At 70.6% G+C, this 19754-nt stretch carries 17 protein-coding genes; 6 read left to right on the forward strand and 11 right to left on the reverse strand.

The features are described from left to right. Position 1: 1 nt before the first annotated feature. From ACK1X7_RS46210 to ACK1X7_RS46225, 4 genes are all read right to left on the reverse strand, one after another. Positions 2-1303 (reverse strand): aspartate kinase, encoded by a 1302-nt coding sequence (locus ACK1X7_RS46210; RefSeq protein WP_385155818.1) that lies wholly within the window; start codon positions 1301-1303, stop codon positions 2-4. 21 nt (positions 1304-1324) lie between these two features. After that, on the reverse strand, positions 1325-2689 hold the full coding sequence (locus ACK1X7_RS46215; RefSeq protein WP_398158819.1) for an aspartate aminotransferase family protein: 1365 nt from the start codon (positions 2687-2689) through the stop codon (positions 1325-1327). 136 nt (positions 2690-2825) lie between these two features. Continuing rightward, on the reverse strand, positions 2826-2993 hold the full coding sequence (locus ACK1X7_RS46220; RefSeq protein WP_390792316.1) for a hypothetical protein: 168 nt from the start codon (positions 2991-2993) through the stop codon (positions 2826-2828). Between the two features lie 174 nt (positions 2994-3167). Continuing rightward, positions 3168-4472: a HAMP domain-containing sensor histidine kinase gene (locus tag ACK1X7_RS46225; RefSeq protein ID WP_413116722.1), complete on the reverse strand. Its 1305-nt coding sequence runs from the start codon at positions 4470-4472 to the stop codon at positions 3168-3170. 152 nt (positions 4473-4624) lie between these two features. Here ACK1X7_RS46225 and ACK1X7_RS46230 point away from each other — a divergent pair, with 152 nt between their 5' ends. Genes ACK1X7_RS46230 through ACK1X7_RS46250 form a run of 5 tightly spaced genes read left to right on the forward strand, consistent with a single transcriptional unit; the run spans position 4625 to position 10169 of the window. Beyond that, positions 4625-5251, forward strand: a complete 627-nt coding sequence (locus ACK1X7_RS46230; protein ID WP_390792318.1) for a hypothetical protein — start codon at positions 4625-4627, stop codon at positions 5249-5251. Further along, complete coding sequence (locus tag ACK1X7_RS46235; protein ID WP_385158480.1) at positions 5251-5955, forward strand: ABC transporter ATP-binding protein; 705 nt, start codon at positions 5251-5253, stop codon at positions 5953-5955. The genes ACK1X7_RS46230 and ACK1X7_RS46235 overlap by 1 nt, the downstream gene beginning before the upstream one ends. After that, positions 5952-6716, forward strand: a complete 765-nt coding sequence (locus ACK1X7_RS46240) for an ABC transporter ATP-binding protein (RefSeq protein ID WP_413116723.1) — start codon at positions 5952-5954, stop codon at positions 6714-6716. Before ACK1X7_RS46235 ends, ACK1X7_RS46240 begins: the two co-directional genes overlap by 4 nt. Further along, positions 6713-9373 (forward strand): ABC transporter permease, encoded by a 2661-nt coding sequence (locus ACK1X7_RS46245; RefSeq protein WP_413116724.1) that lies wholly within the window; start codon positions 6713-6715, stop codon positions 9371-9373. The genes ACK1X7_RS46240 and ACK1X7_RS46245 overlap by 4 nt, the downstream gene beginning before the upstream one ends. 52 nt (positions 9374-9425) lie before the next feature. Then, the gene (locus ACK1X7_RS46250) at positions 9426-10169 is read left to right on the forward strand and encodes a response regulator transcription factor (protein ID WP_385146320.1); all 744 of its coding nucleotides are present in this window, start codon (positions 9426-9428) and stop codon (positions 10167-10169) included. Positions 10170-10399: 230 nt separating this feature from the next. Here the strand turns inward: ACK1X7_RS46250 and ACK1X7_RS46255 are convergent, their stop codons facing one another. After that, on the reverse strand, positions 10400-11338 hold the full coding sequence (locus ACK1X7_RS46255; RefSeq protein WP_385146318.1) for a zinc-binding dehydrogenase: 939 nt from the start codon (positions 11336-11338) through the stop codon (positions 10400-10402). A 180-nt stretch (positions 11339-11518) separates the two neighbouring features. On the opposite strand from ACK1X7_RS46255, the gene ACK1X7_RS46260 reads away from it, so the two are divergent. Next, entirely contained in the window at positions 11519-12094 is a 576-nt protein-coding gene (locus tag ACK1X7_RS46260; protein ID WP_385146316.1) for a TetR family transcriptional regulator, read from the forward strand. A 335-nt stretch (positions 12095-12429) separates the two neighbouring features. Here ACK1X7_RS46260 and ACK1X7_RS46265 read toward each other — a convergent pair whose 3' ends face one another. From ACK1X7_RS46265 to ACK1X7_RS46290, 6 genes are all read right to left on the reverse strand, one after another. Next, positions 12430-13491 (reverse strand): fatty acid desaturase family protein, encoded by a 1062-nt coding sequence (locus ACK1X7_RS46265; RefSeq protein ID WP_398158815.1) that lies wholly within the window; start codon positions 13489-13491, stop codon positions 12430-12432. Positions 13492-13738: 247 nt separating this feature from the next. Continuing rightward, positions 13739-14728, reverse strand: a complete 990-nt coding sequence (locus tag ACK1X7_RS46270) for a LacI family DNA-binding transcriptional regulator (RefSeq protein ID WP_385146312.1) — start codon at positions 14726-14728, stop codon at positions 13739-13741. Between the two features lie 2 nt (positions 14729-14730). Further along, positions 14731-16497 (reverse strand): glycoside hydrolase family 36 protein, encoded by a 1767-nt coding sequence (locus ACK1X7_RS46275; protein ID WP_413116725.1) that lies wholly within the window; start codon positions 16495-16497, stop codon positions 14731-14733. A gap of 2 nt (positions 16498-16499) precedes the next feature. Next, the gene (locus tag ACK1X7_RS46280; RefSeq protein WP_390792325.1) at positions 16500-17327 is read right to left on the reverse strand and encodes a carbohydrate ABC transporter permease; all 828 of its coding nucleotides are present in this window, start codon (positions 17325-17327) and stop codon (positions 16500-16502) included. Further along, a complete protein-coding gene (locus tag ACK1X7_RS46285) occupies positions 17324-18250 on the reverse strand; it encodes a carbohydrate ABC transporter permease (RefSeq protein WP_413116726.1) in 927 nt (308 codons plus the stop codon). Before ACK1X7_RS46285 ends, ACK1X7_RS46280 begins: the two co-directional genes overlap by 4 nt. Further along, complete coding sequence (locus ACK1X7_RS46290; protein ID WP_385146304.1) at positions 18247-19608, reverse strand: ABC transporter substrate-binding protein; 1362 nt, start codon at positions 19606-19608, stop codon at positions 18247-18249. The genes ACK1X7_RS46285 and ACK1X7_RS46290 overlap by 4 nt, the downstream gene beginning before the upstream one ends. Positions 19609-19754: the final 146 nt, after the last annotated feature.

The raw sequence follows: 19754 nt of genomic DNA on the forward strand, positions 1-19754 counted from the left end.
CTCACCTCATGCGCACTACGGCCACGGCCTGATCAGATCTGGTCTGCCAGAGGGGCTGAGCTGGCTCCATCTCCACGAACGCCCTGTGCAGGGCGCGTACGGCGTCCGGCAGCAGGGAGGCACGGCACAGTACCGAAATGCGGGTGTCCGACGCCGTCACCGGCTCGAACGGCACGCCCATCTCGTCCAGCGTCTTCCTCAGCAGGAGGAAAGTCCCGGCGTGCGACCGGAATCCCGAGCCGACGAGCGACGCTGTCCCGACTTCGTCCTCGATGGTGAGGCCGTCGTAGCCGATGCCGCGGCGGCAGGTCCGCAGGGCGGCCAGCGCGGCGGGGGCGTCGGTCACGGGCAGGACCAGCGTGAGCGCGCCGTATCGCCCGTCGCCGGCCGGGACGGCACGGATTTCAGCCGTGCCGATCCCGCTCCCCGCCTTGGCCAGGGCGTACATCATGCCCGCCGTCGCCCCCGCGCGGCCCACCACACCGGACAGGGTGATCTTCGTGCGGGACGGGTCATGGGCCAGGGCGACGACCCGGGCGGGGGACCCGTACGACGGGGGCCGCTGGGGCTCGTCCGAGACGACGGTGCCCGGATGTTCGTCGTAGGATGACCGCACTCGGAGGGGCACCGCGTATCGCTCGGCGTACTCGGCGCTGGACAGCGCCAGCACCCGCGCTCCCGCGGCGGCCAGCTCCCGCATGGCCTCATAGGTGAGGTGGTCGATCGGCCTCGCCTCCGGCACGATCTTCGGATCCGCGGTGAGCACCCCGTCCACATCGGTGCAGATTTCGCATACGTCGGCCTTGAGCGCCGCCGCCAGGGCGATCGCCGTGGTGTCGGAGCCGCCGCGGCCCAGGGTGGTGATCTCGTCGTCGTCTTCTCCGCACACTCCCTGGAATCCGGTGACCACTGGGATGATCCCGCGGTCCAGCGCCTCCCGGACCAGGCGTGGCCGCACGTCCACGATCCGGGCCCCGCCGTGGGCCGGGGTCGTGATCACCCCGGCCTGGCGGCCGGAACAGGAGCACGCCGAGGCACCGAGCGCGTGGAGCGCCATCGCGGTCAGCGTGCTGGAGACCTGCTCACCCACGCTCAGCAGGGTGTCCAGCTCCCGCGGACAGGGTGCGGTGTCCACGTTCTGGGCCAGCGCGAGGAGTTCATCGGTGGCGTCGCCCATGGCGGACACCACCACGACCACGTCATGGCCCTCGTCATGGGCCCTGACCACCCGTTCGGCGACCCGCCTGATCCGCTCGGTGGTGGGTACCGATGAGCCTCCGTACTTCTGGACGATGAGAGCCATCCGATGCCCCTCTCAGGTCTCTCAGGGAACAGAGGAACGATGGGCGCGGGCGGAAACGGCATCCACCAGGATTGAGCAGGCCGTGTCCACGACCTCGGCGGTGACGTTCAGCGGGGGCAGGATGCGTACCACGGCGTCGTCGCGTCCGCCGCGTTCCACGATGAGGCCATGGCGCAGCGCATGGTGCTGGACCGCGGCCGCGACCTCGGTGGCCGGGCGGCCGTCACGGGGGTCCGCCAGTTCGATCCCCCACATCAGCCCGCGGCCGCGCACCTGGCGGACCCACGGATTGTGGGTCAGCCCGGCCAGCCGGTCCGCGATTCGCGCACCTTGCCGGCGGACGTTGCCCAGGATGTCGTCCCGCCGGATGATGCGGACCGTCTCCACACCTGCGGCGAAGGCCAGTTGATTGCCGCGGAAGGTCCCGATGTGCGCGCCGGGCGCCCAGGTGTCCAGCGCGGCGTCGTACAGGATGAGGGCGACCGGCAGACCGATGCCGCTCAGTGCCTTGGACGCCACGATGACATCCGGCTCGATGCCGTACTGCTCGAAGGCGAACCAGGTGCCGGTGCGTCCGCAGCCGGTCTGGACCTCGTCGACGATCAGGGGGATGCCCAGCGAGCGGGTCACCTCGCGCACCTTGCGGACGAAGTCGGTACGGGCGACGAAGTTTCCGCCCTCGCCCTGAACCATCTCCATGATCACCGCGGCGGGCAGCGGAATACCGCCGTTGCTGTCCCGCAGCGCCTGCTCCAGCAGGTCGGCGCCGTTGACGGAACAGCCGTCCGGCGCCGGGCCACTGGCGGTGTACGGGAAGAAGTGCACTCCCGGCATGCCGTCGCGCACGGGCGCCTTCTGGGATACCAGCCCGCTGAGCGCCATCGTGGCGTGGGTGCTGCCGTGGAAGGCGCCCTGGAAGGAGATGATGTCGCCCCGGCCGGTCGCGATCTTGCAGAGCTTGATGGCGGCCTCGACGGCGTTGGCCCCCGTCGGCCCGCAGAAGTGCAGCCGTGTGCGCTTGCGCAGCTCCGGCGCCAGCATGGAGAGCTGGGCCTGGGTGAAGGCGTCCTTGGCGGGGGTGGGGAAGTCCAGGCCGTGGGTGAGGGAGTCGAGCTGATCCCGCACGGCCGGCACCAGCTCCGGATGGTTGTGGCCGAGCGACAGCACCCCGGCGCCGGCGAGGAAGTCGATGAAGACATTGCCGTCCACGTCCCGGACGAAGCTGCCCTCTCCCTCGGCCAGGGCGATGGGCAGATGGCGCGGGTAGGTCCGCGCGCTCGACTCCCAACGCTCCTGATGGGCCAGCAGGACGGTGGAGCGGGGGCCGGGCAGATCGCCGCTGACACGGGGAGCCGTCAGCGGAGCGGGCCGGAGGAGCGTTGTCATGAGAAGCCTCCCCAAATGTGAGCCGGAGAGCGGTGGGCGCGGCCGCGGCTGTCCCGGCGTCGTGGCCGGGACCGCCCGGGGGCGTCCCGTGCGCGAGCTGGTTCGTCCAGCGGTTGAGCGCCGCGTACCCGAGGCGTCACTCTTCGCCGATCACGCCGCTGTGGGACGGGGCACGGTGACAGATGCGCTCGAAGTGCTCCGCGAGGGCCCCGAGCGGGAGCGGCCGGCCGGCGGCGGGCCACGCCGTCAGGGGCTGTTCCGCACCTTCAAAACCCTTGACACCGACGATGGTGTGCCTGCTCATGACGCCCTCCGTCCGCGGGCGAACCCTTGATGTCTTCCACGCTAGAAAGGGGGTGGTTAACACCCAGCGCGACGGAGGTTAGACGACGGCAAAACGTGCCGAGGGGGTGACACCGCCAGGGGCGGACGCAGGACCGGCCGGGCCCCGGGCCGTCGCCCTCCACCGTCACCCGGCTCACTCCGGTGGCGGCGGTGGCTCCGTGACCGGCAGCAGCAGGGTGAAGATGGTGGGCGTCGTCCGGGCGAGGGTGAGCCGCCCCCCGGCCGCCTCGGCCATTTCCCGCGCCAGCGTCAGCCCGATGCCACTGCCGTCCCGCGATGTCGTCGCCCCCCGCTCGAAGACGGCCCGCCGGTCGAGCGTCAGCGAGCCCTCGTCGGACACGTCGACGGCGGCTGTGCCGCCCATCTCGCGCACCGTGACCTCGACCGCGCCGTGGCCGTGGCGCAGGGCGTTGTCCAGCAGGACGTCCAGGATCTGTTCTGCGGTGTGATCGGGGATCCGCAGATCTTCCCCACCGGGCTCGACACCGAAGTCCAGACGACGGCCCTCGGCGGCGAATGTGCCGTGCCAGCGGCGCTCCACCCCCTCGACCACCTCGGCGGCGGGCCGGGCGGTCACGGGAACGCCGGGGTGTGACGCCCTGGCCAGCCGGAGCACCTCGTCCACGGTCTGCTGAAGATGCCGGACCCGCTCCAGGGCCTCCGTCACCGCCGCTCTCAGATCCGCGTCGGGATCGGCGGCGGCCGCGTCCAGACCTAGCTGGAGACCGGCCAGCGAGGTGCGTAGCTGATGGGAGGCGTTGGAGGTGAAGTGGCGCTCGTGCTCAAGCCATCGGGCCAGCCGCTCGACCATGGTGTTCTGGGTACGCGCCACCTGGTCGATCTCGGCGATCGCGCTGCCTTCGGCGCGCGCGGTCAGATCCCCGTCCGCCACCGCTCCGGCCTTCACCGAGAGCGCCTCCAACGGCGCGGTGAGCGTGCGCGCCTGTCGGCGTGCCACCACGACGGCGGTGACCAGCGCCACCAGCGCGGCGCCGGCCAGGCCGAGCCAGGCCAGGATGATGCGATGCCAGACCTGCGGTGTCCCGGTCGAGGCGCGGGCCATACCGATCACCTGCTCGCCGGTCGCAATGGGCACGGCCACCACGATCTGGTGGTCGGCGCGCCCTCGGGCCACCGCCCCGCCCCGGGCCGCCCGGGTGATCGTGTCCGCCTTCCCGGGACCGCTGCCGTTGCGCAGCCGCCCGGAGAGGTCGTAGACCCCGACGTCGGTTCCCCGCTCATGGGCGGGGAGTTCCACGTGGTCGCCGGCCACGAACTGCGGGGGCACATGGATGGCGGCGGCCAGGGCCACACGCTCCAGCTCATCGCGCTCGTCCGCGAAGAAGGAGGTCTGGATCCCGAGCGCCAGCGGCGTAGCGAGGAGGGCGAGTGCCACCAGCACCGCCGCCACGGCCACCCGCATCACACGCTTTCTCATTCGCCCATCATGAGCGCGGGAGCGCCCCGGCGAGGCGAGGCAGGGATGCCGGTGGCCGGTTTTGCCGTCGTCTAACCGTCGTCATGGCGAGCGTTTACCGCCTCCTCCCTAGCGTCGGAGACCACCAGCGGTTCGCCTATGCGGAGGACACCATGAACAAGCGAGCCATCCTCGCCCTTCCCGCCGCCGTCGCGCTGACCACCGCGGTGGTCGCCGGCTGCTCCGGCTCCGGCGGAGGCTCCCACAGGGGTTCCAAGGCCCCTTCCGGCTCGTCGTCCACCCAGCGGACCGGCCCGGCCCCCACCGAGTCCAACCCGCCGGGCGACATCCCCGACAACCAGGTGTACGTCGCCTACCGGCCGCCCGCCGCCGGGTTCACGGTCAAGGTCCCGGAGGGCTGGGCCCGCTCCTCCGCCCACGGCACCACCACCTTCAGCGACAAGCTCAACAAGGTCGAGGTCTCGCAGAGCTCCACCGGGACCGCGCCCACCGTCCAGTCGGTGAAGGCGGGCATGGTCCCCGCCCTCCGCAAGCAGGCCGCGCACTTCGCCCTGGGCGGCGTCACGACCGTCCACCGGAAGGCCGGACAGGCCGTCCGGATCACCTACCGGACGGACTCGGCCCCCAACCAGGTGACCGGCAAGAGCGTGCGCGACTCGGTGGAGCGGTACGTGTTCTTCCATAACGGCCGGCAGGTCGTCCTGACCCTGACCGGCCCGACCGGTGCCGACAACGTCGACCCCTGGCGCATCGTCAGTGATTCGCTCCGGTGGCAGTGATGACCACCACCTCCACCGCAGCCGCACGGGCCGACGGGGCGACCGCCCTCGATGCCAGCGAGCTCTACCGGTTCTTCCGCACCGGCGAGGAGGAGACCCTCGCGCTGCGCGGGGTGTCCCTCCATGTCCAGCGCGGTGAGACCGTCGCCGTCGTCGGGCCTTCCGGTTCGGGCAAGTCCACCCTGCTGGCGTGCCTGGCCGGGCTGGACGAACCGGCCGGAGGTTCTGTCCACGTCGGCGGGGAGCGGATCAGCCATCGCCCCGAGGCTCAACGGGCCCGGCTGCGCGCCAGCCGCATCGGTGTCCTGCTACAGTCCGGCAACCTCATCGCCCACCTGGACGTACGGGAGAACATCCGTCTCGCCCAGGCGGCCGCCGGACGGCGCCGTGGCGGTGCCTCCGATATCGCCGTCCTGCTCGACGGGGTGGGCCTGCGCGGCCGGGCCCACGCCCTGCCGCATGAGCTGGCCGGTGGCGAACTGGCCCGTGCGGGGCTGGCCGTCGCCCTGGCCAACGACCCCGATGTGCTCCTCGCCGACGAGCCCACCGGCGAGCTGGACGGACGGACCGAACGGCGGGTGCTCGACCTGCTCAAGAGCCGGGCCGACGCCGGCCGCGGCGTTCTGGTCGTCACCCACAACACCGAGGTCGTCGGCTTCGCCGACCGGGTGCTCGTCCTGCGCGACGGAAGGATCCAGCCGTGAACGCCCCCGGCACCGGCACCCCCCTCATCGACTGCCGCGACGCCGCCCGCACCTACGGCCAGGGCGAGCATGCCGTCGTGGCGGTGCACGGCGCCACCTGCCAGGTGCGGGCCGGCGACCGCATCGCCATCATGGGCCCCTCGGGGTCCGGAAAGTCCACGCTGCTGCATCTGATGGCCGGGCTGGAGCGGCCCACCAGCGGGGAGATCGCCTGGCCGGCCCTTGGCCGCCCCACCACGGCCCGGGACATCGGCGTGGTCTTCCAGTCCCCGAGCCTGATCCCGGCCCTCGACGTGGTGGAGAACGCCGCACTGCCGCTGGTCCTGTCGGGCACCTCGGAGTCCGAGGCCCGCCGCCGCGCGCTGTCCGCCCTCGACGCAGTCGGCGTCGCGGACCTCGCCGACAAGCTGCCCGAGGAACTCTCCGGTGGACAGGCGCAGCGGGTGGCGGTGGCCCGAGTGCTCGCGCTGCGCCCGAGGGTGGTCCTCGCCGACGAACCCACCGGACAGCTCGACCGCGCCACCGGACGCCATGTGGTGGACGTTCTGCTGGACACGGCGGCCGAACTCGGCGCCGCGCTCGTGGTGACCACCCACGATTCCACCGTCGGCGAACGCCTCACCGAGCGCTGGCCCATGCACGAGGGGCGGCTGGTCGCCACGGTCCCCGCCCCCGCCGCCTCCGGACCGCGCACCGCGCCGCGGGCGCGGCCGAACACGACTCGAGGAGAGACGTCCGAGACTCGAGGAGAGACGTCGTGATCATCACCTGGCTGTCCGGGCTCGTCCGGCGCCGCAGTGGCCGGCTCCTGGCCGCCGCGCTCGGTATCTCGCTCGCCGTGGCGCTGGTCGCCGCGCTCGGCTCCTTTCTGACCGCGTCCAAGTCCACCATGACCGACCGCGCGGTGCACTCGGTCGCGGTCGACTGGCAGGTCCAGGTCCAGCCGGGCGCCAAACCGGCCTCGGTGCTGCACACCGTACGGTCCGCGCCCGGCACACGCACCGCGCTCCCCGTCGGATTCGCGCACAGCACCGGATTCCGCGCCAGGACCGGCGGATCCACTCAGAGCACCGGCCCGGGGGTCGTGCTCGGCCTGCCACCCGGCTACCGCACCGCCTTCCCCGGCGAGATCCGGCAGCTCACGGGCAGCGCCTCCGGGGTGCTCATCGCCCAGCAGACAGCGGCCAATCTGCATGTCGCCCCCGGGGACACCGTCACCATCGGCCGCCCCGGAGGCGGACCGACCCATGTGAAGGTGGCCGGAGTGGTCGACCTGCCCCAGGCCGACTCCCTCTTCCAGAAGGTCGGCGCCCCTCCCCAGACCCAGCCCACCGCGCCACCGGACAACGTCATCCTGCTGCCCGCCGCACAGTTCACCAGGACCACGGCGCCCATCAGGGCCGCCGACCCGGCCGCGGTCGCCACCCAGATCCATGTCGCCCGGGACGCCCGGCTGCCCGCCGACCCCGCCGCCGCGTACACCGCGGTGACCGGCGCCGCCCACAACACCGAGGCACGCACCGCCGGCGGCGGGCTGGTCGGCGACAACCTCGGCGCCGCGCTCGACAGCGCCCGCCAGGACGCCCTCTACGCCCAGATCCTCTTCCTCTTCCTCGGCGTGCCCGGAGCGGTGCTGGCCGCCCTGCTGACGGCGGCCGTGGCCGGCGCCGGAGCCGACCGGCGCCGGCGCGAACAGGCCCTGCTGCGCACCCGCGGACTCGGCCTCCGCCAGATCGCCGGCCTCGCCGTGACCGAGGCGGCCGCCGTCGGCGTGACAGGCGGGCTGCTGGGCCTCGGCATCGCCGCGGGCGTGGGCCGAGCCGCCTTCGGCACGGCGTCCTTCGGCTCCACCGCCACCTCCGCGGTCGGCTGGTTCGCGCTCGCCCTGCTGCTGGGACTGGTCATCGCCGCGGCGGCCGTCCTGGTACCCGCGGTGCGCGACCTGCGGCAGGGCACCGTTGCCGAGGCCCGCCGGGTGGTGGGCCGGGCCCACACCCCGCGCTGGATGAAGTTCTACCCGGACCTCATCCTGCTGGCCGTCTCCTACTTCGTCTTCCGCGCCTCCAGCTCCAACAACTACTCCCTGGTCCTGGCTCCGGAAGGCGTCCCCACCATCTCCGTGTCCTACTGGGCCTTCTTGGGACCGGCCCTCCTCTGGCTCGGCTCCGCCCTGCTGCTGTGGCGGCTGGTGACGCTCACCCTCGCCCACGGACGCCGCCCACTCGCCCGGCTGGTCCGGCCGCTGACCGGCACCCTGGCCGGAACCACCGCGGCGAGTCTGTCCCGGCAGCGCCGTCCGCTGGCACGGGCCGTCGTCCTGCTCGCGCTGGCCCTCTCCTTCGCCGTGTCCACCGCCTCGTTCAACTCCACCTACCGGCAACAGGCGGAAGTCGACGCCCGGCTCACCAACGGCGCCGATGTGACAGTGACCGAGTCACCGGGTTCCCACACCGGGCCCAGCGCGGCCCACCCCCTGGCAGCCATCCCGGGGGTGCGCCATGTCGAACCGCTACAGCACCGGTTCGCCTACGTCGGAGCGGACCTACAGGACCTGTACGGGGTCCGGCCGTCCACCATCACCTCCGCCACCTCCCTCCAGAACGCCTACTTCGGCGGTGGCAGCGCCAAGAGCCTGATGTCCAAACTGGCCGCCCGGCCGGACTCCCTCCTGGTCAGCGAGGAGACCGTCAAGGACTTCCAGCTAGCCCCCGGCGACACGCTCAAGCTGCGGCTGCAAGACGCCCGCACCAAGACGTTCCACACCGTGCCGTTCCACTACGCGGGCGTCGTCAAGGAATTCCCCACCGCACCACGCGACAGCTTCTTCGTCGCCAACGCCCGCTACATCGCCAGGACCACCGGCAGCGACGCGGTCGGCACCTTCCTGGTCGACACCGGAGGCGGCAACCAGAAGGCCGTCGCCACCCGGCTGCGCCACCAGCTCGGCACCACCACGAAGGTCACCGACATCACCCAGACCCGCTCCGCCGTCGGCTCCAGCCTCACCTCCGTGGACCTGTCCGGGCTCACCCGGATCGAACTCGCCTTCGCGGTCCTGCTGGCAGCCGGCGCGGGCGGCATCGTCCTGGCCCTCGGCCTCGCCGAACGCCGCCGCACCTTCGCCATCGCCACCGTCCTCGGCGCCACCCGCCGGCAGATGAAGGGACTGGTCTTCAGCGAGGCCGCCGTACTCACCGCGGCGGGGCTGGCCGGAGGCGCGCTCATCGGATGGGCCCTGACCCAGATGCTCGTCAAGGTGCTCACCGGTGTCTTCGATCCACCACCGGACACCGTGGCCGTGCCCTGGCCGTATCTCGCCCTGACCCTGACGGCAGCCCTCGCGGCCATCGTCGGCGCAGCCCTGAGCGGCGTCCGCAGATCCACCCGGCCGGCCGTGGAAGAGCTGCGTGAACTCTGACAGCGGACCGTCCGCGCGCCCCCGGACAGCCACCCGCCCTACGCTTTGGAGCATGCGGACGACAGGAGCCAAGGACGCGGTATCCGTACTGTTCATCGAGGACGACGAGGTCATCGGGCGGCATGTGGAAGCGGGTCTGCGATCCCACGGCTACGCCGTGACCTGGACCCGGACCGGCGGCTCCGGCCTGGCCGAGGCCGCCAGACTCCGCGTCGACGTCGTCCTGCTCGACCTCGGCCTCCCCGACATGGATGGCATCGACGTGGCCCGGCAACTGCGCGACGAGCACTCCAATGTCCTCATCCTCATCCTGACCGCCCGCAGCGAGGAGATCGACGTCATCGTGGGCCTGGACGCGGGCGCCGACGACTACCTGGTCAAACCCTTCAGCCTGACCGTGCTGCTCGCCCGCCTCCGCGCCCATCTCCGCCGCCGCCCACCCGCCCCGGCGGGGCCCGGCGAACCGATCCGGATCGGGGATCTGACCGTGGACATCGCCGCGCGCCGCTGCCTCCTCGGCGATCAGGAGGTCGAACTGCGCCCCAAGGAGTTCGAACTCCTCGCCATCCTGGTCCGGCATCCGGGGGAGGCCGTCTCCCGCGAATCGCTCATGGCGGAGGTGTGGGACGAGAACTGGTTCGGGCCGACCAAGACGCTCGACGTCACCATGTCCTCCCTGCGCCGCCGACTACAGGCGGCCGCCTCCGCATACCCGCCCATCGCCCTGCCCGCCCTCACCACCCTGCGGGGACACGGCTACCGGCTCGACCCACCCGGGCCGCTGGATGGCAACTGACCCATTGTCGATACCCCAGTCGCAGATCGCTACCGCCGCTGGTCAGGAACGTGTCTGTAGGTGCACTCGCCTGACGCGCCGTCAGGCGCGGGAGGCTGGTCCCGAGGACGACATGGGAGACATCGATCCGGCCCGCGTCATCAGCCTGCCGGACTCACGTGGCTGGACCGGCGCCGGGTGCGGAGGATTCCCGTCGCCGGTCCGAAGTTCAGGAAGGGATCGTGTGGCGCTCACTCGTACAGGACGACGAGTCGGCCGATGACCTCTCCGCGTTCGAGCTTGCCGATGCCGTCGCCGATCTGGTCGAAGCCGATGTGAGTGATGCGGGACGTGACCTTGCCGTCGGCGATGAGCTGGAGGACCGCTTGGCAATCCTCGGGGGTACCCGCCTGGGAGCCGATGAGCGTGACCTGGTTGAGGGTGAGGGCCTGAAGGTTGATGGTGCCTTCGCCGACGCCCAGGCCCACCAGTACGACGCGTCCATCGCGGCGTACGGCTTCCACCGCCTCGTTGGTCGTGGTGCCGAATCCGGCGAAGTCCACGACGACGTCGAACTTCTTGTCGGCGAATGCGGCGATGTCCGTCGCGACGTCCGCGACGCCGAGTTCGCGGGCGAACGCGTGCACCTTCTCGTTCTTCTCGACCACGAAGACCTCGGCACCGACGGCGAGGGCAACCTGCGCACCCAGCGAGCCCAGCCCGCCGAATCCGATGACACCAACCTTGGTGCCCGCCGTCACGGCTCCCTGGACGATCACGGCGTGGTGGGAGGTGAGCCCCGCGTCGGTCGCGGCGGCCGCCTGATCCCAGGCGATGCCGTCAGGCAGCGGGACCACCAGGTTCTCGCGTACCGCGACCCTGGGCTGGAAGCCGCCGTTCGAGGAGGTGCCCGGGCCTTCGATCGCGGCGGGCACGGCGACTCGGTCGCCGACGGCGAAGCGGGTGGCGCCGGGGCCGGTGGAGGCGACGATGCCCGCGATCTCGTGTCCGAGGGTGATCGGGCGTAAGGGCAGCAGTGAGGTCAGGGTGCCGTCGAGGAATCCGACATCACTGTGGCAGAGACCAGTCGCCTTCACATCGATGACGATCTCACCGGATCCTGCTTCGGGCTCTGGGATGTCATTGCGGGTGAGAGGCTTTCCGATGTCCGTGAACTGCCATGCTTTCATGATCTTTCCTTTCGGAGTCACCGGTCGGTGGCGGTATGGCCGCCGACCGGTGAACCGTTTGCGCTGGTGCGGGTACTCGCTCCGGTTACGCGGCGTCGTGGTCGGTGGTCCGGGAGAAGCCGTCGGGGTCGAGGCCGAGGAGCTCTGGCCCAGGCCAGGCGGCCCCGGGGACGACCACCGGTGACGTCGCGGGAGAAGGTCGAGGCGGTGGCCATCGCGCTCTTCCTGGAACACGGGTACGCCGAGACCGGTCTCGCCACGGTCATCGACGCCTGCGGCCTCAGCAAGACGACGTTCTTCCGCTACATCGCGTCGAGGTCGGAGATCATCTGGTACGCCTTCGACGAGCACACACATCGGCTGCGCCGGCTCCTGGCGGAGGCGGACGTACGCGAGCCGGTCATGACGGTGATCCGCACATGCGTCGTGGAAGCCTTGCGCGCCTCGGCCGACGAACACGGAATCTGGATGAAACGGTTCATTATTCTCGACAACTCCGCCGAGCTGAGGGCCGAGGAATCGTCCCAGTGGATGAGCTGGGCCGATGCGGTGAGCGGATATGTGGCGGGACGCCTGGGGGTGAGCGAGCGCGGCCTGGTACCGGCGAGTGTCGGCGGCGCCGTCCAGGCCGCCTTCCTCGCCGCCCTCCGTGGCTGGCAGACCTCATCGGAGCCCGCTTCCGAGCTGCTGCGCGGCCTCGAGGCGGATCTCACCCCGCTGTGCGACGTGCTCCAGGGATGGCTTGACCGGCAGTGACCGCGTCCGGGAGATACGGCACTCAGCGGACGGAGATCAGGCCGCCGTCCACCGGGATGAGCCGGCCGGTGATGAAATGGGACGCGTCGCCGGCGAGGAGGACCAGGACGGGCGCCAGGTCCGCGCACTCGACTTGGCCCTGACGGGACGGGCGCTGTCGTGCGACGAGGCATCGCGGCCAGGATGACTCGTGGCGGCTCTGAAGGGTGTCTTGACCGGCGCGGGCCGGGACGGTCCGGTTCGTTCCCGTTCAGGTGGTGGACCGGGCGGTGGTGGGCACAACGTCCCCGGCCAGCACATCTGGTACTCCAGCATCGTTTCGCTATCTGGCCTGGTCAGCGGCCTGGATTAGACACCGCACGGCCGACCGTGTGCATGTGCCGCAGCCCCTGTCGATAGGAGTCGAGCAGCCCCGACTCGGCGTACGGCAGCCCGAGGAGGTGGCAGTGCTGTCGCACCAGCGGCTGCGCGAGCCTGAGATGGGGCCTGGGCATGTTCGGGAAGAGGTGGTGCTCGATCTGGTAGTTCAGTCCGCCGAGCGCCCAGTCCGTGACCGCACCGCCGCGCACGTTGCGCGAAGTCAGGACCTGTCGGCGCAGATGGCCCCAGCGGCATTCGTCCGCCGGGTCGGGCATCTCCATGCCCTTGTGGTTGGGGGCGAAGGCCATACCCAGATGGAGTCCGAAGAGCGCCTGGTGGAGCAGGGCGAAGATGATGGCCTTGCCCACCGGCAGACAGGTGAGCAACAGGGCTCCGTAGCCGATGGCGTGCAGCGTCAGGAGAGCGCCTTCGACGGCCCGCTCGCGAACGGGCTGCCGTCGCAGATCCTGGACGCTGCTCACCTTCAGGGCGATGCCTTCGAGCAGCAGCATCGGGAAGAACAGCCGGGCCTGATGGCGGGTCACCCAGCGGGCGAAACCGCGGCGTTCGGCGGCTTGCTCCGCGGTCCATACGAGTGCGCCGACGCCGACGTCCGGGTCCTTCTCGATGTGGTTGGGGTTGGCGTGGTGCCGGTTGTGCTTGTCGTTCCACCAGGCGTAGCTCATGCCCAGGAGCAGATTGCCGTGGAGCAGTCCGAGGGCCCGGTTCGCCCGGCGGCCGGTGGCGATCTGGGCGTGTCCGGCGTCATGGCCGACGAAGGCGGTGCGGGCGGAGAGGACCGCGAGCGGCGGGGCGAGCAGCAGCGACCACCAGGTGTTCCCGACGAGGGCCATCGCCGTCACCACGGCGGCCAGGGCGAGGCCGTTCACGGTGATCATCCGCGTGTACCAACCCCTGCGGCGCTCCAGCAGCCCCTGCCTCCTGACCTCCCTCAGGAGGGCAGCGAACTCGCTCCCCTGTGGCGCGGTGCCGCGGGCGAGTGCGCGGGGCTCGGACGGCACGGTGGCCTGAGGCATGAAGGACTCCGGTCCTGTATCGGTCATAACACTCTGACCTGTAAAAACGTACGGACCGAAGACCGATCGGCGCTATGGCGGCACCACCCCGACCGAAGGGGGGCCAGCCCCCGGGTTCCACAGGGGGGCTGGCTACACCTCTCCCACTCCCGGTGTCCCGACCGTCCGACGCGGCCTGCGGTGCTGCCACCGCCGCGGTCAGGTAGTGGCCGTGGTCAGGAAGTGCCGTGGTCAGGAAGTGCCGCGGTCAGGAGGGAGCCGGGCCCGTGCTGGCGCGGATCACCAGCTCGGGGTCGAACAGCAGCTCACCGGTGGGTACATCGCGATTGCTGACCAGCGCCAGCACCGTACGGCCGACTTCCAGCGCGAGCCGGTCGGCGGGCTGACGCACCGTGGTGAGCGGAGGGTCCACGAACTCGGTGATCATCGTCCCGTCGTATCCCACCACCGAGATGTCCTCGGGCACCGAGCGGCCCTGGCGCCGCACCCCGCGGATGGCGCCGAGCGCCATGTAGTCACTCGCCGCGACGATCGCGGTGGCACCGAGGCCGAGCAAGGTGGTGGCGGCCGACTGGCCGCCCTCGACGGTGTACGACTGCCGGATCACCCAGCGCTCGGGGTCCTCGATGCCGCGCTTGGCCATGGCCGTGCGGAATCCCTCGACCCGCTTGTCGGCCGGGTGGTTGCCCACCGGACCGGAGGCCATGCCGATCCTGCGGTGTCCGAGCCGGTGGAGGTGGTCGACGGCCAGTTCGGCGGCCAGGACGTCATCGGTGGAGAACACGGGCGCGGGCACACCGTCCGCGAACTCGCCGTTGATGGCCACATAGGGAATCCGGCGCGTCCGCAGCATCTCGTAGGTCTCCAGGTCCGCTCCCTCGACGGTGTTCGACGCGGAGAGGAACACCACCGCCGCGATGCCCTTGTCCACCAGGGAGGCGATGAAGTCGCGCTCCTGGACACCGCCGGGGAACGCGGGACACACCACCGTCTTCAGGCCGTGGGGCGCGAGCGAGGACTCGATCCGCTCGGCCACGTCCGCGAAGAACGGATTGGACACGTGCTCGGTGAGCAGGGCGACTAGCTGGCCTTGGGTCGGGCGTTCGTAGCCGAGCTCGGCCATGGCCCGCTCGACGGTGTCGCGGGTCTTCTTGGAGACGCCCGGCCGCCGGTTGATCACACGGCTGACGGTCGCCTCGCTGACCCCTGCCCGCGTGGCGACCTCGGTGATCCCCACCTTCACTGTGTGCCGCCTTCCCTGATCCGGAGTGTGGCCAGTCCCATGCTCGGTACGGGGACCGTGTGCAAGCCGGGTGTGAGCACCCGCCGGCACCGGTCGATGATACGGCCACGAGGGTCGTGCACCGTGATGTCCGCGGTGTGGGAGTCCTCCTCTGTCGCCACGGTGAGCCGGTCCGCCGAGGTCGCGTTGACCAGCACGATCTCGTGCTGCCCGGCGGGCCGCAGCGGCACGACGCGATCGCTGTGCACATCGATGACGCACACCCCATCGGCGGCCGAACGGACCAGCGTGTAGAGCTCGTCGGGGCGCCCGGGTTCGACCGTTCCGTCCAGCAGTTGCGGACGCAGGCGGCTCCATTCGGCGAGCCAGAACCCGATCGCCTCACGGTGGTCCGCCGGGAGCCGGTCCAGCCGCACCGAAAGCTGCGGTACGGAGTGGAAGGTGCCGATGAGCTGGCGCACCGCGGCCTCGACCGGCGCGCCGGTATCCCACAGCAGCATGTCGGAATGGACCGCACCACCGACGGTGAGCAGTGAGGTGTCGATGGTGCGGACCCGGTTGGCGGTGGCGTCCGCCGGGCAGTCGACGGAGCGCATCATATTGCCGTACGGAGCCATACCGGGACCGGTGTACGGCTGGCGCAGTTCCAGCAGCGCATCGGGGCGGACGGTCCGCAGCGCGCACCGCAGGTCGGCCAGGAGGAGAGCCATGGCCGCTCCGACGTCCCCGGCGCCGTCGCCCGCGTACACCATGGCCTGGTCGAGGAAGTCCACCTTCAGACCGTCGAGTCCGTGGTCGCGCACCAGGCGAACGCAACTCTCGACGATGCGGGAGCGCACCTCCGGGTGGCGGGGGTCCAGGACGGCGGCGCCGGGGACCGTGGCGGGGCGCGTGGCGTACGGTGCCCACTGCCGGTGGCATGCGGCCCGTGGGCCCAGCAGGAGCGGGGCGATCCAGACCATGTAGCGCAGTCCGTGGCCGCGGACCCGGGCGACATGCGCGGTGAAGTCGGGGAACTTGGCCCCGTCCGGCTCCCAGTCGCCGCAGCCCGCGTAGCCGCGCCCATGGCCGTGGCGTTGCCACCCGTCGTCCAGGATCAGGACTCCGCAGCCGAGTTCGGCGGCCAGGCGGGCCTGGGTCTCCACGGATACCGCGTCCACCTGCTGGTTGAAGGCGTACCAGGTGGAGTAGACGGGTGTGCGGGCGCTGTCGGGCACCGGCAGCGCCGCCACCTCGGCGGTGAACCAGCCACGCAGGACGCGCAGCGCCGCGGCGACCGACTCCGCGCGCGGTACCAGCAGCAACCGGTGCGGGCCGTCCGACGCGGGCAGATGGACATGGACGACATAGGTGTCGTTCTCCTCCGACACCCCGAACCGCAGGGCGGTCTCCGGGACCGGATCGACGGCCGCGAAGGTCAGCAGGGTGGCGCCGGAGTGGTCGTAGAGACACCCCGCGGCGTGTCCGTCGACCAGGGACGCCACCGACCGCCCCTCCCAGTCGGCGGGCAGGGTGCGATGCCATCCGACGCGCGGATGCCAGTATCCGGCGGCGTCCCCGAGAGGTACGGAGAACCGCACCTCGACGGGGGCGCCGTCGGCCCGCAGCCACAGGGTGCTGGGCCCTCCTGGCTCCTCCACAAGGTCCCAGGAGACGTCCGCGCCGGTGGCCGGCACGGCGATGCTCACGCCGTCGAGCAGCGGCTCCCAGGCCGCGGGAGCCAGCTCCGCGGTGGTGACGGCCTGGTGGGTCGCGTGGGACATGGTCACTCCTTCACGGCACCGGCCAGCAGGCCGGAGACAAAGTGGCGTTGCAGCACGAGGAAGACGACGGCCATCGGCACCGCGGCGACGGCGGTACCGGTGAGGAGGGCCCCGTAGTCGGTCTCGTTAACCCCCTGGAGGGCGGCGAGGGCCACGGGGATGGTGAACGACTGGCTGTCGCGCAGCACGATCAGCGGCCAGATGAAGTCGTTCCACTGGTAGAGGAAGAGGAAGATGGCGAGTGCCGCGAGGGCGGGTTTCATCGGCGGGAGGACCACTTTCCAGAACAGCCGCAGCTCGCCGCAGCCGTCCATCCGGGCCGAGTCGAGCAGCTCGTCGGGGAGGGCGGCCATCGACTGGCGCATCAGGAAGATGCCGAACGGCAGGGCGAGATTCGGCATGATCACGGCCTGGTAGGTGTTCAGCCACTCGAGCTGCGCCATCAGCTTGAACAGCGGGATCAGGGTCACCTGGAGCGGGATCACCAGCCCGAGCATCAGCAGTCCGAACAGCGCTTCGCGTCCCTTGAAGCGGTACTTGGCGAAGCCGTATCCGGCGAGGGTGCACACCGCGCCGGCGAACAGGGTGTAAATCGCCGCTATCAGCGTGGAGTTGAGCACCACGCGGCCGAAGGACGCGGTCCGCTGGAGGGTGTCGAGGTTCTCCGGGAGGTGGCCGCCGGGCAGCAGGGGCGGGGGGCTGTCGAAGATCTCGTTGCTGCTGTGGGTACTGGCGACGATCAGCCAGTAGAGGGGGATGACCACCGCGGCCAGGGTGATGGCGAGCGAGGAGGTCAGCAGGATGCCGTGGCGGCGCTGTGCGGGTCTCACGACTTGTCTCCCAGCACCCGGAACTGGATCAGTCCGAGGATTCCGATGAGGACGGCGAGCGCGTAGGCGATGGCCGAGGCGTAGCCGAAGTCGAAGTACTTGAAGGCGGTCTGGTAGAGGTACACACCGATGGTGAGGGTGGCGTTGTCCGGGCCGCCTTTGGTGAGGACGTATGGCTCGTCGAAGAGTTGCAGGGTGCCGATGGTGGAGAGGACCGTGGTGAGCAGGAGTGCGGGGCGGAGCCCCGGCAGGGTCACATGGCGGAAGGTGTGCCAGGGGCCCGCTCCGTCCACGGCGGCGGCGTCGTAGAGCTCCTTCGGTACGGTTTGCAGCCGGGCCAGCAGGATCACCGCGTTGTAGCCGGTGTAGTGCCAGGTCAGCGCGAGGCCGATGGAGATCTTCGCCCAGAGGGGGTCGGTCAGCCAGGGGACGCCGTCGCTGCCGAGGAGTTCCAGGAACCAGTTGACCAGGCCGTACTCCTGGTGGAGGAGGACGGAGAAGACGATGCCGTAGGCCACCAGACCGGTGACCATCGGCAGGAAGAAGCCCAGCCGGAAGACCGAACGCCCGTGCAACAGCGTCGAGTTGAGCGCGACGGCGAGTCCGGTGGCGAGGGCCAGCATCACCGGGACCTGGACAGCGAGTACCACGGCGGTGTTCTTGAACGCGGTCCAGAACAGCGGATCGTCGATCAGCCGCCGGTAGTTGTCGGCGCCCACGAAGGTGTCGGTGCCGCCCACCGACTTGTGGAGGCTGAGCACGAAGGACCAGCCGATGGGGTAGAGCTTGAACGCCGCGAAGAGGACGAGGGCGGGCAGGATGAAGAGGTAGGGGGCGAGGCGCCCGCGCGGTCGGCTCCTCCTCGCTCGGGCCGCTCCGGCGGGGGCGGTTGCCGCCGGCGCCTTGTGGAGGACCGCACTCATCGGACGATCTTCCGTCCGGTCTGCTTGCCGAGTTGGTCGGCGGCATCGCCCAGCACATCGGCCGGGTCGGCGCTCTTGAGCAGCACCTTGGTCTGTGCGTCGGTGACCACCTTGAGCGCACGGGCGTAGTCGGCGGAGTAGTTGAACGCCGGGGAGGGCGCCTTGAGCGCCTTGAGGAAGACCTCTCCTCGCTTCTGTCCGCCGAAGTAGGCCGACGGCTGGTGGAAGGCGGCGTCGTCGTATGCCTCCATCAGGGCCGGGGCGATGGCCGCGCTCCGGTAGATCTTCGCCTGTGAGGCCGGGCGGGTGAGGACGTACTCGACGAAGGACCAGGCGGCGGCCTGGTGAGGGCTGCTGCCGGCGACGGCGAGGTGGGTGGAGTTGACGGTGGCCGAACGGGAGCCGCCGGGGCGGACGGCCGGGGGCAACTGGACTCGCCACTTGCCCTTCTGCTGGGGCACCTCGCGCTCGATGACACCGCCGAACCAGGTGGGCGAGGGGTGTATGGCGACGGTGCTCTTCTTCAGCGATCGCACCATGGTGTTCCAGCCGCCGGAGAAGTCGCTGACCAGCCCGGCGTCGTTCATCCGCTTGATGATCTTCATGGCACGCACCGCCTCCGGGGAGTCGAGCGTGATGTCACCGTCGGCGTTGAAGTAGAAGGTGCCCTGGAGCTGGAGGAGCATCTGGAAGAAGTTCGCGGCATCTGCCTGGGAAGCGGGTTTGTCCATGCCGATCAGGCGGATGCCGGTCTTGGCCTTGATCTTCTTTCCGGCCTCGATGGCGTCGTCCCAGGTGGCCAGGGCGCCCGCATCGACACCTGCCTTCTCGAAGAGGTCCGCGCGGTACCAGAAGCCCGCCGAATTGGCCTCCCAGGGAAGGGCGTTGACCCGTTTGCCGTCCGGGGAGACGGTGCGCCACAGGCCCGGGGCGAAGGCGCCGCGGTACTTGGTGGCGCCCAGCCCGCCCAGGTCGGCGAGTCCGTCCGGGAACTTCTCGGCGTAGCCGGGGAGGTAGTCGACGCCGATGTGCAGCACATCGGCGAGCCCCTCGCCTCCGGCCGCCATGCCGGTGGTGATCTTGTCCCAGATGGCCGGGTTCCCGATGTCCTGGACGGTCACCTTGATGCCCGGGTGCTTCTTGCGGAACTCCGGCACCATCGCCTTCAGCGCCTTGGCCGGCTCCAGCCAGCTCCAGACGGTGATGGATGCCTTGTCCTTGTCGCCCGCGCCGCCGGTCCCGGCGGAGCCGGTGCCGGAGCACGCGGAGAGCGAGGTGGCGGCGGCGAGCGCGCCGCCGAGCTGGAGCAGTCTTCGGCGGTCGATACCGAGGGGGGTGTTCACGGGCGAGACGTTCATGGCTGATCCCTGTCTGCGGCTACGCGCACAGCCGCACCGTGGCACGAGAGGTGATGCCGGGAACGTAGTACTTGCAAAGAATCACTGCAATCTTTCTGCACATTTTATTTTGTCTCTTGAGGTCACGAGAGAAAGTATGCGCACGC

It is taken from the genome of Streptomyces sp. CY-1 (genome assembly GCF_047218265.1).
Taxonomy (GTDB): domain Bacteria; phylum Actinomycetota; class Actinomycetes; order Streptomycetales; family Streptomycetaceae; genus Streptomyces; species Streptomyces niphimycinicus.

Excerpts from the sequence above, each read along its gene's own strand:
- ACK1X7_RS46290 (WP_385146304.1), bottom strand. The coding sequence starts at position 19,608 with ATGAACGTCTCGCCCGTGAACACCCCCCTCGGTATCGACCGCCGAAGA.
- ACK1X7_RS46220 (WP_390792316.1), bottom strand. The coding sequence starts at position 2,993 with ATGAGCAGGCACACCATCGTCGGTGTCAAGGGTTTTGAAGGTGCGGAA.
- ACK1X7_RS46275 (WP_413116725.1), bottom strand. The coding sequence starts at position 16,497 with ATGTCCCACGCGACCCACCAGGCCGTCACCACCGCGGAGCTGGCTCCC.
- ACK1X7_RS46215 (WP_398158819.1), bottom strand. The coding sequence starts at position 2,689 with ATGACAACGCTCCTCCGGCCCGCTCCGCTGACGGCTCCCCGTGTCAGC.
- ACK1X7_RS46235 (WP_385158480.1), top strand. The coding sequence starts at position 5,251 with ATGACCACCACCTCCACCGCAGCCGCACGGGCCGACGGGGCGACCGCC.
- ACK1X7_RS46225 (WP_413116722.1), bottom strand. The coding sequence starts at position 4,472 with ATGAGAAAGCGTGTGATGCGGGTGGCCGTGGCGGCGGTGCTGGTGGCA.
- ACK1X7_RS46230 (WP_390792318.1), top strand. The coding sequence starts at position 4,625 with ATGAACAAGCGAGCCATCCTCGCCCTTCCCGCCGCCGTCGCGCTGACC.
- ACK1X7_RS46265 (WP_398158815.1), bottom strand. The coding sequence starts at position 13,491 with ATGCCTCAGGCCACCGTGCCGTCCGAGCCCCGCGCACTCGCCCGCGGC.
- ACK1X7_RS46210 (WP_385155818.1), bottom strand. The coding sequence starts at position 1,303 with ATGGCTCTCATCGTCCAGAAGTACGGAGGCTCATCGGTACCCACCACC.
- ACK1X7_RS46255 (WP_385146318.1), bottom strand. The coding sequence starts at position 11,338 with ATGAAAGCATGGCAGTTCACGGACATCGGAAAGCCTCTCACCCGCAAT.
- ACK1X7_RS46285 (WP_413116726.1), bottom strand. The coding sequence starts at position 18,250 with ATGAGTGCGGTCCTCCACAAGGCGCCGGCGGCAACCGCCCCCGCCGGA.
- ACK1X7_RS46250 (WP_385146320.1), top strand. The coding sequence starts at position 9,426 with ATGCGGACGACAGGAGCCAAGGACGCGGTATCCGTACTGTTCATCGAG.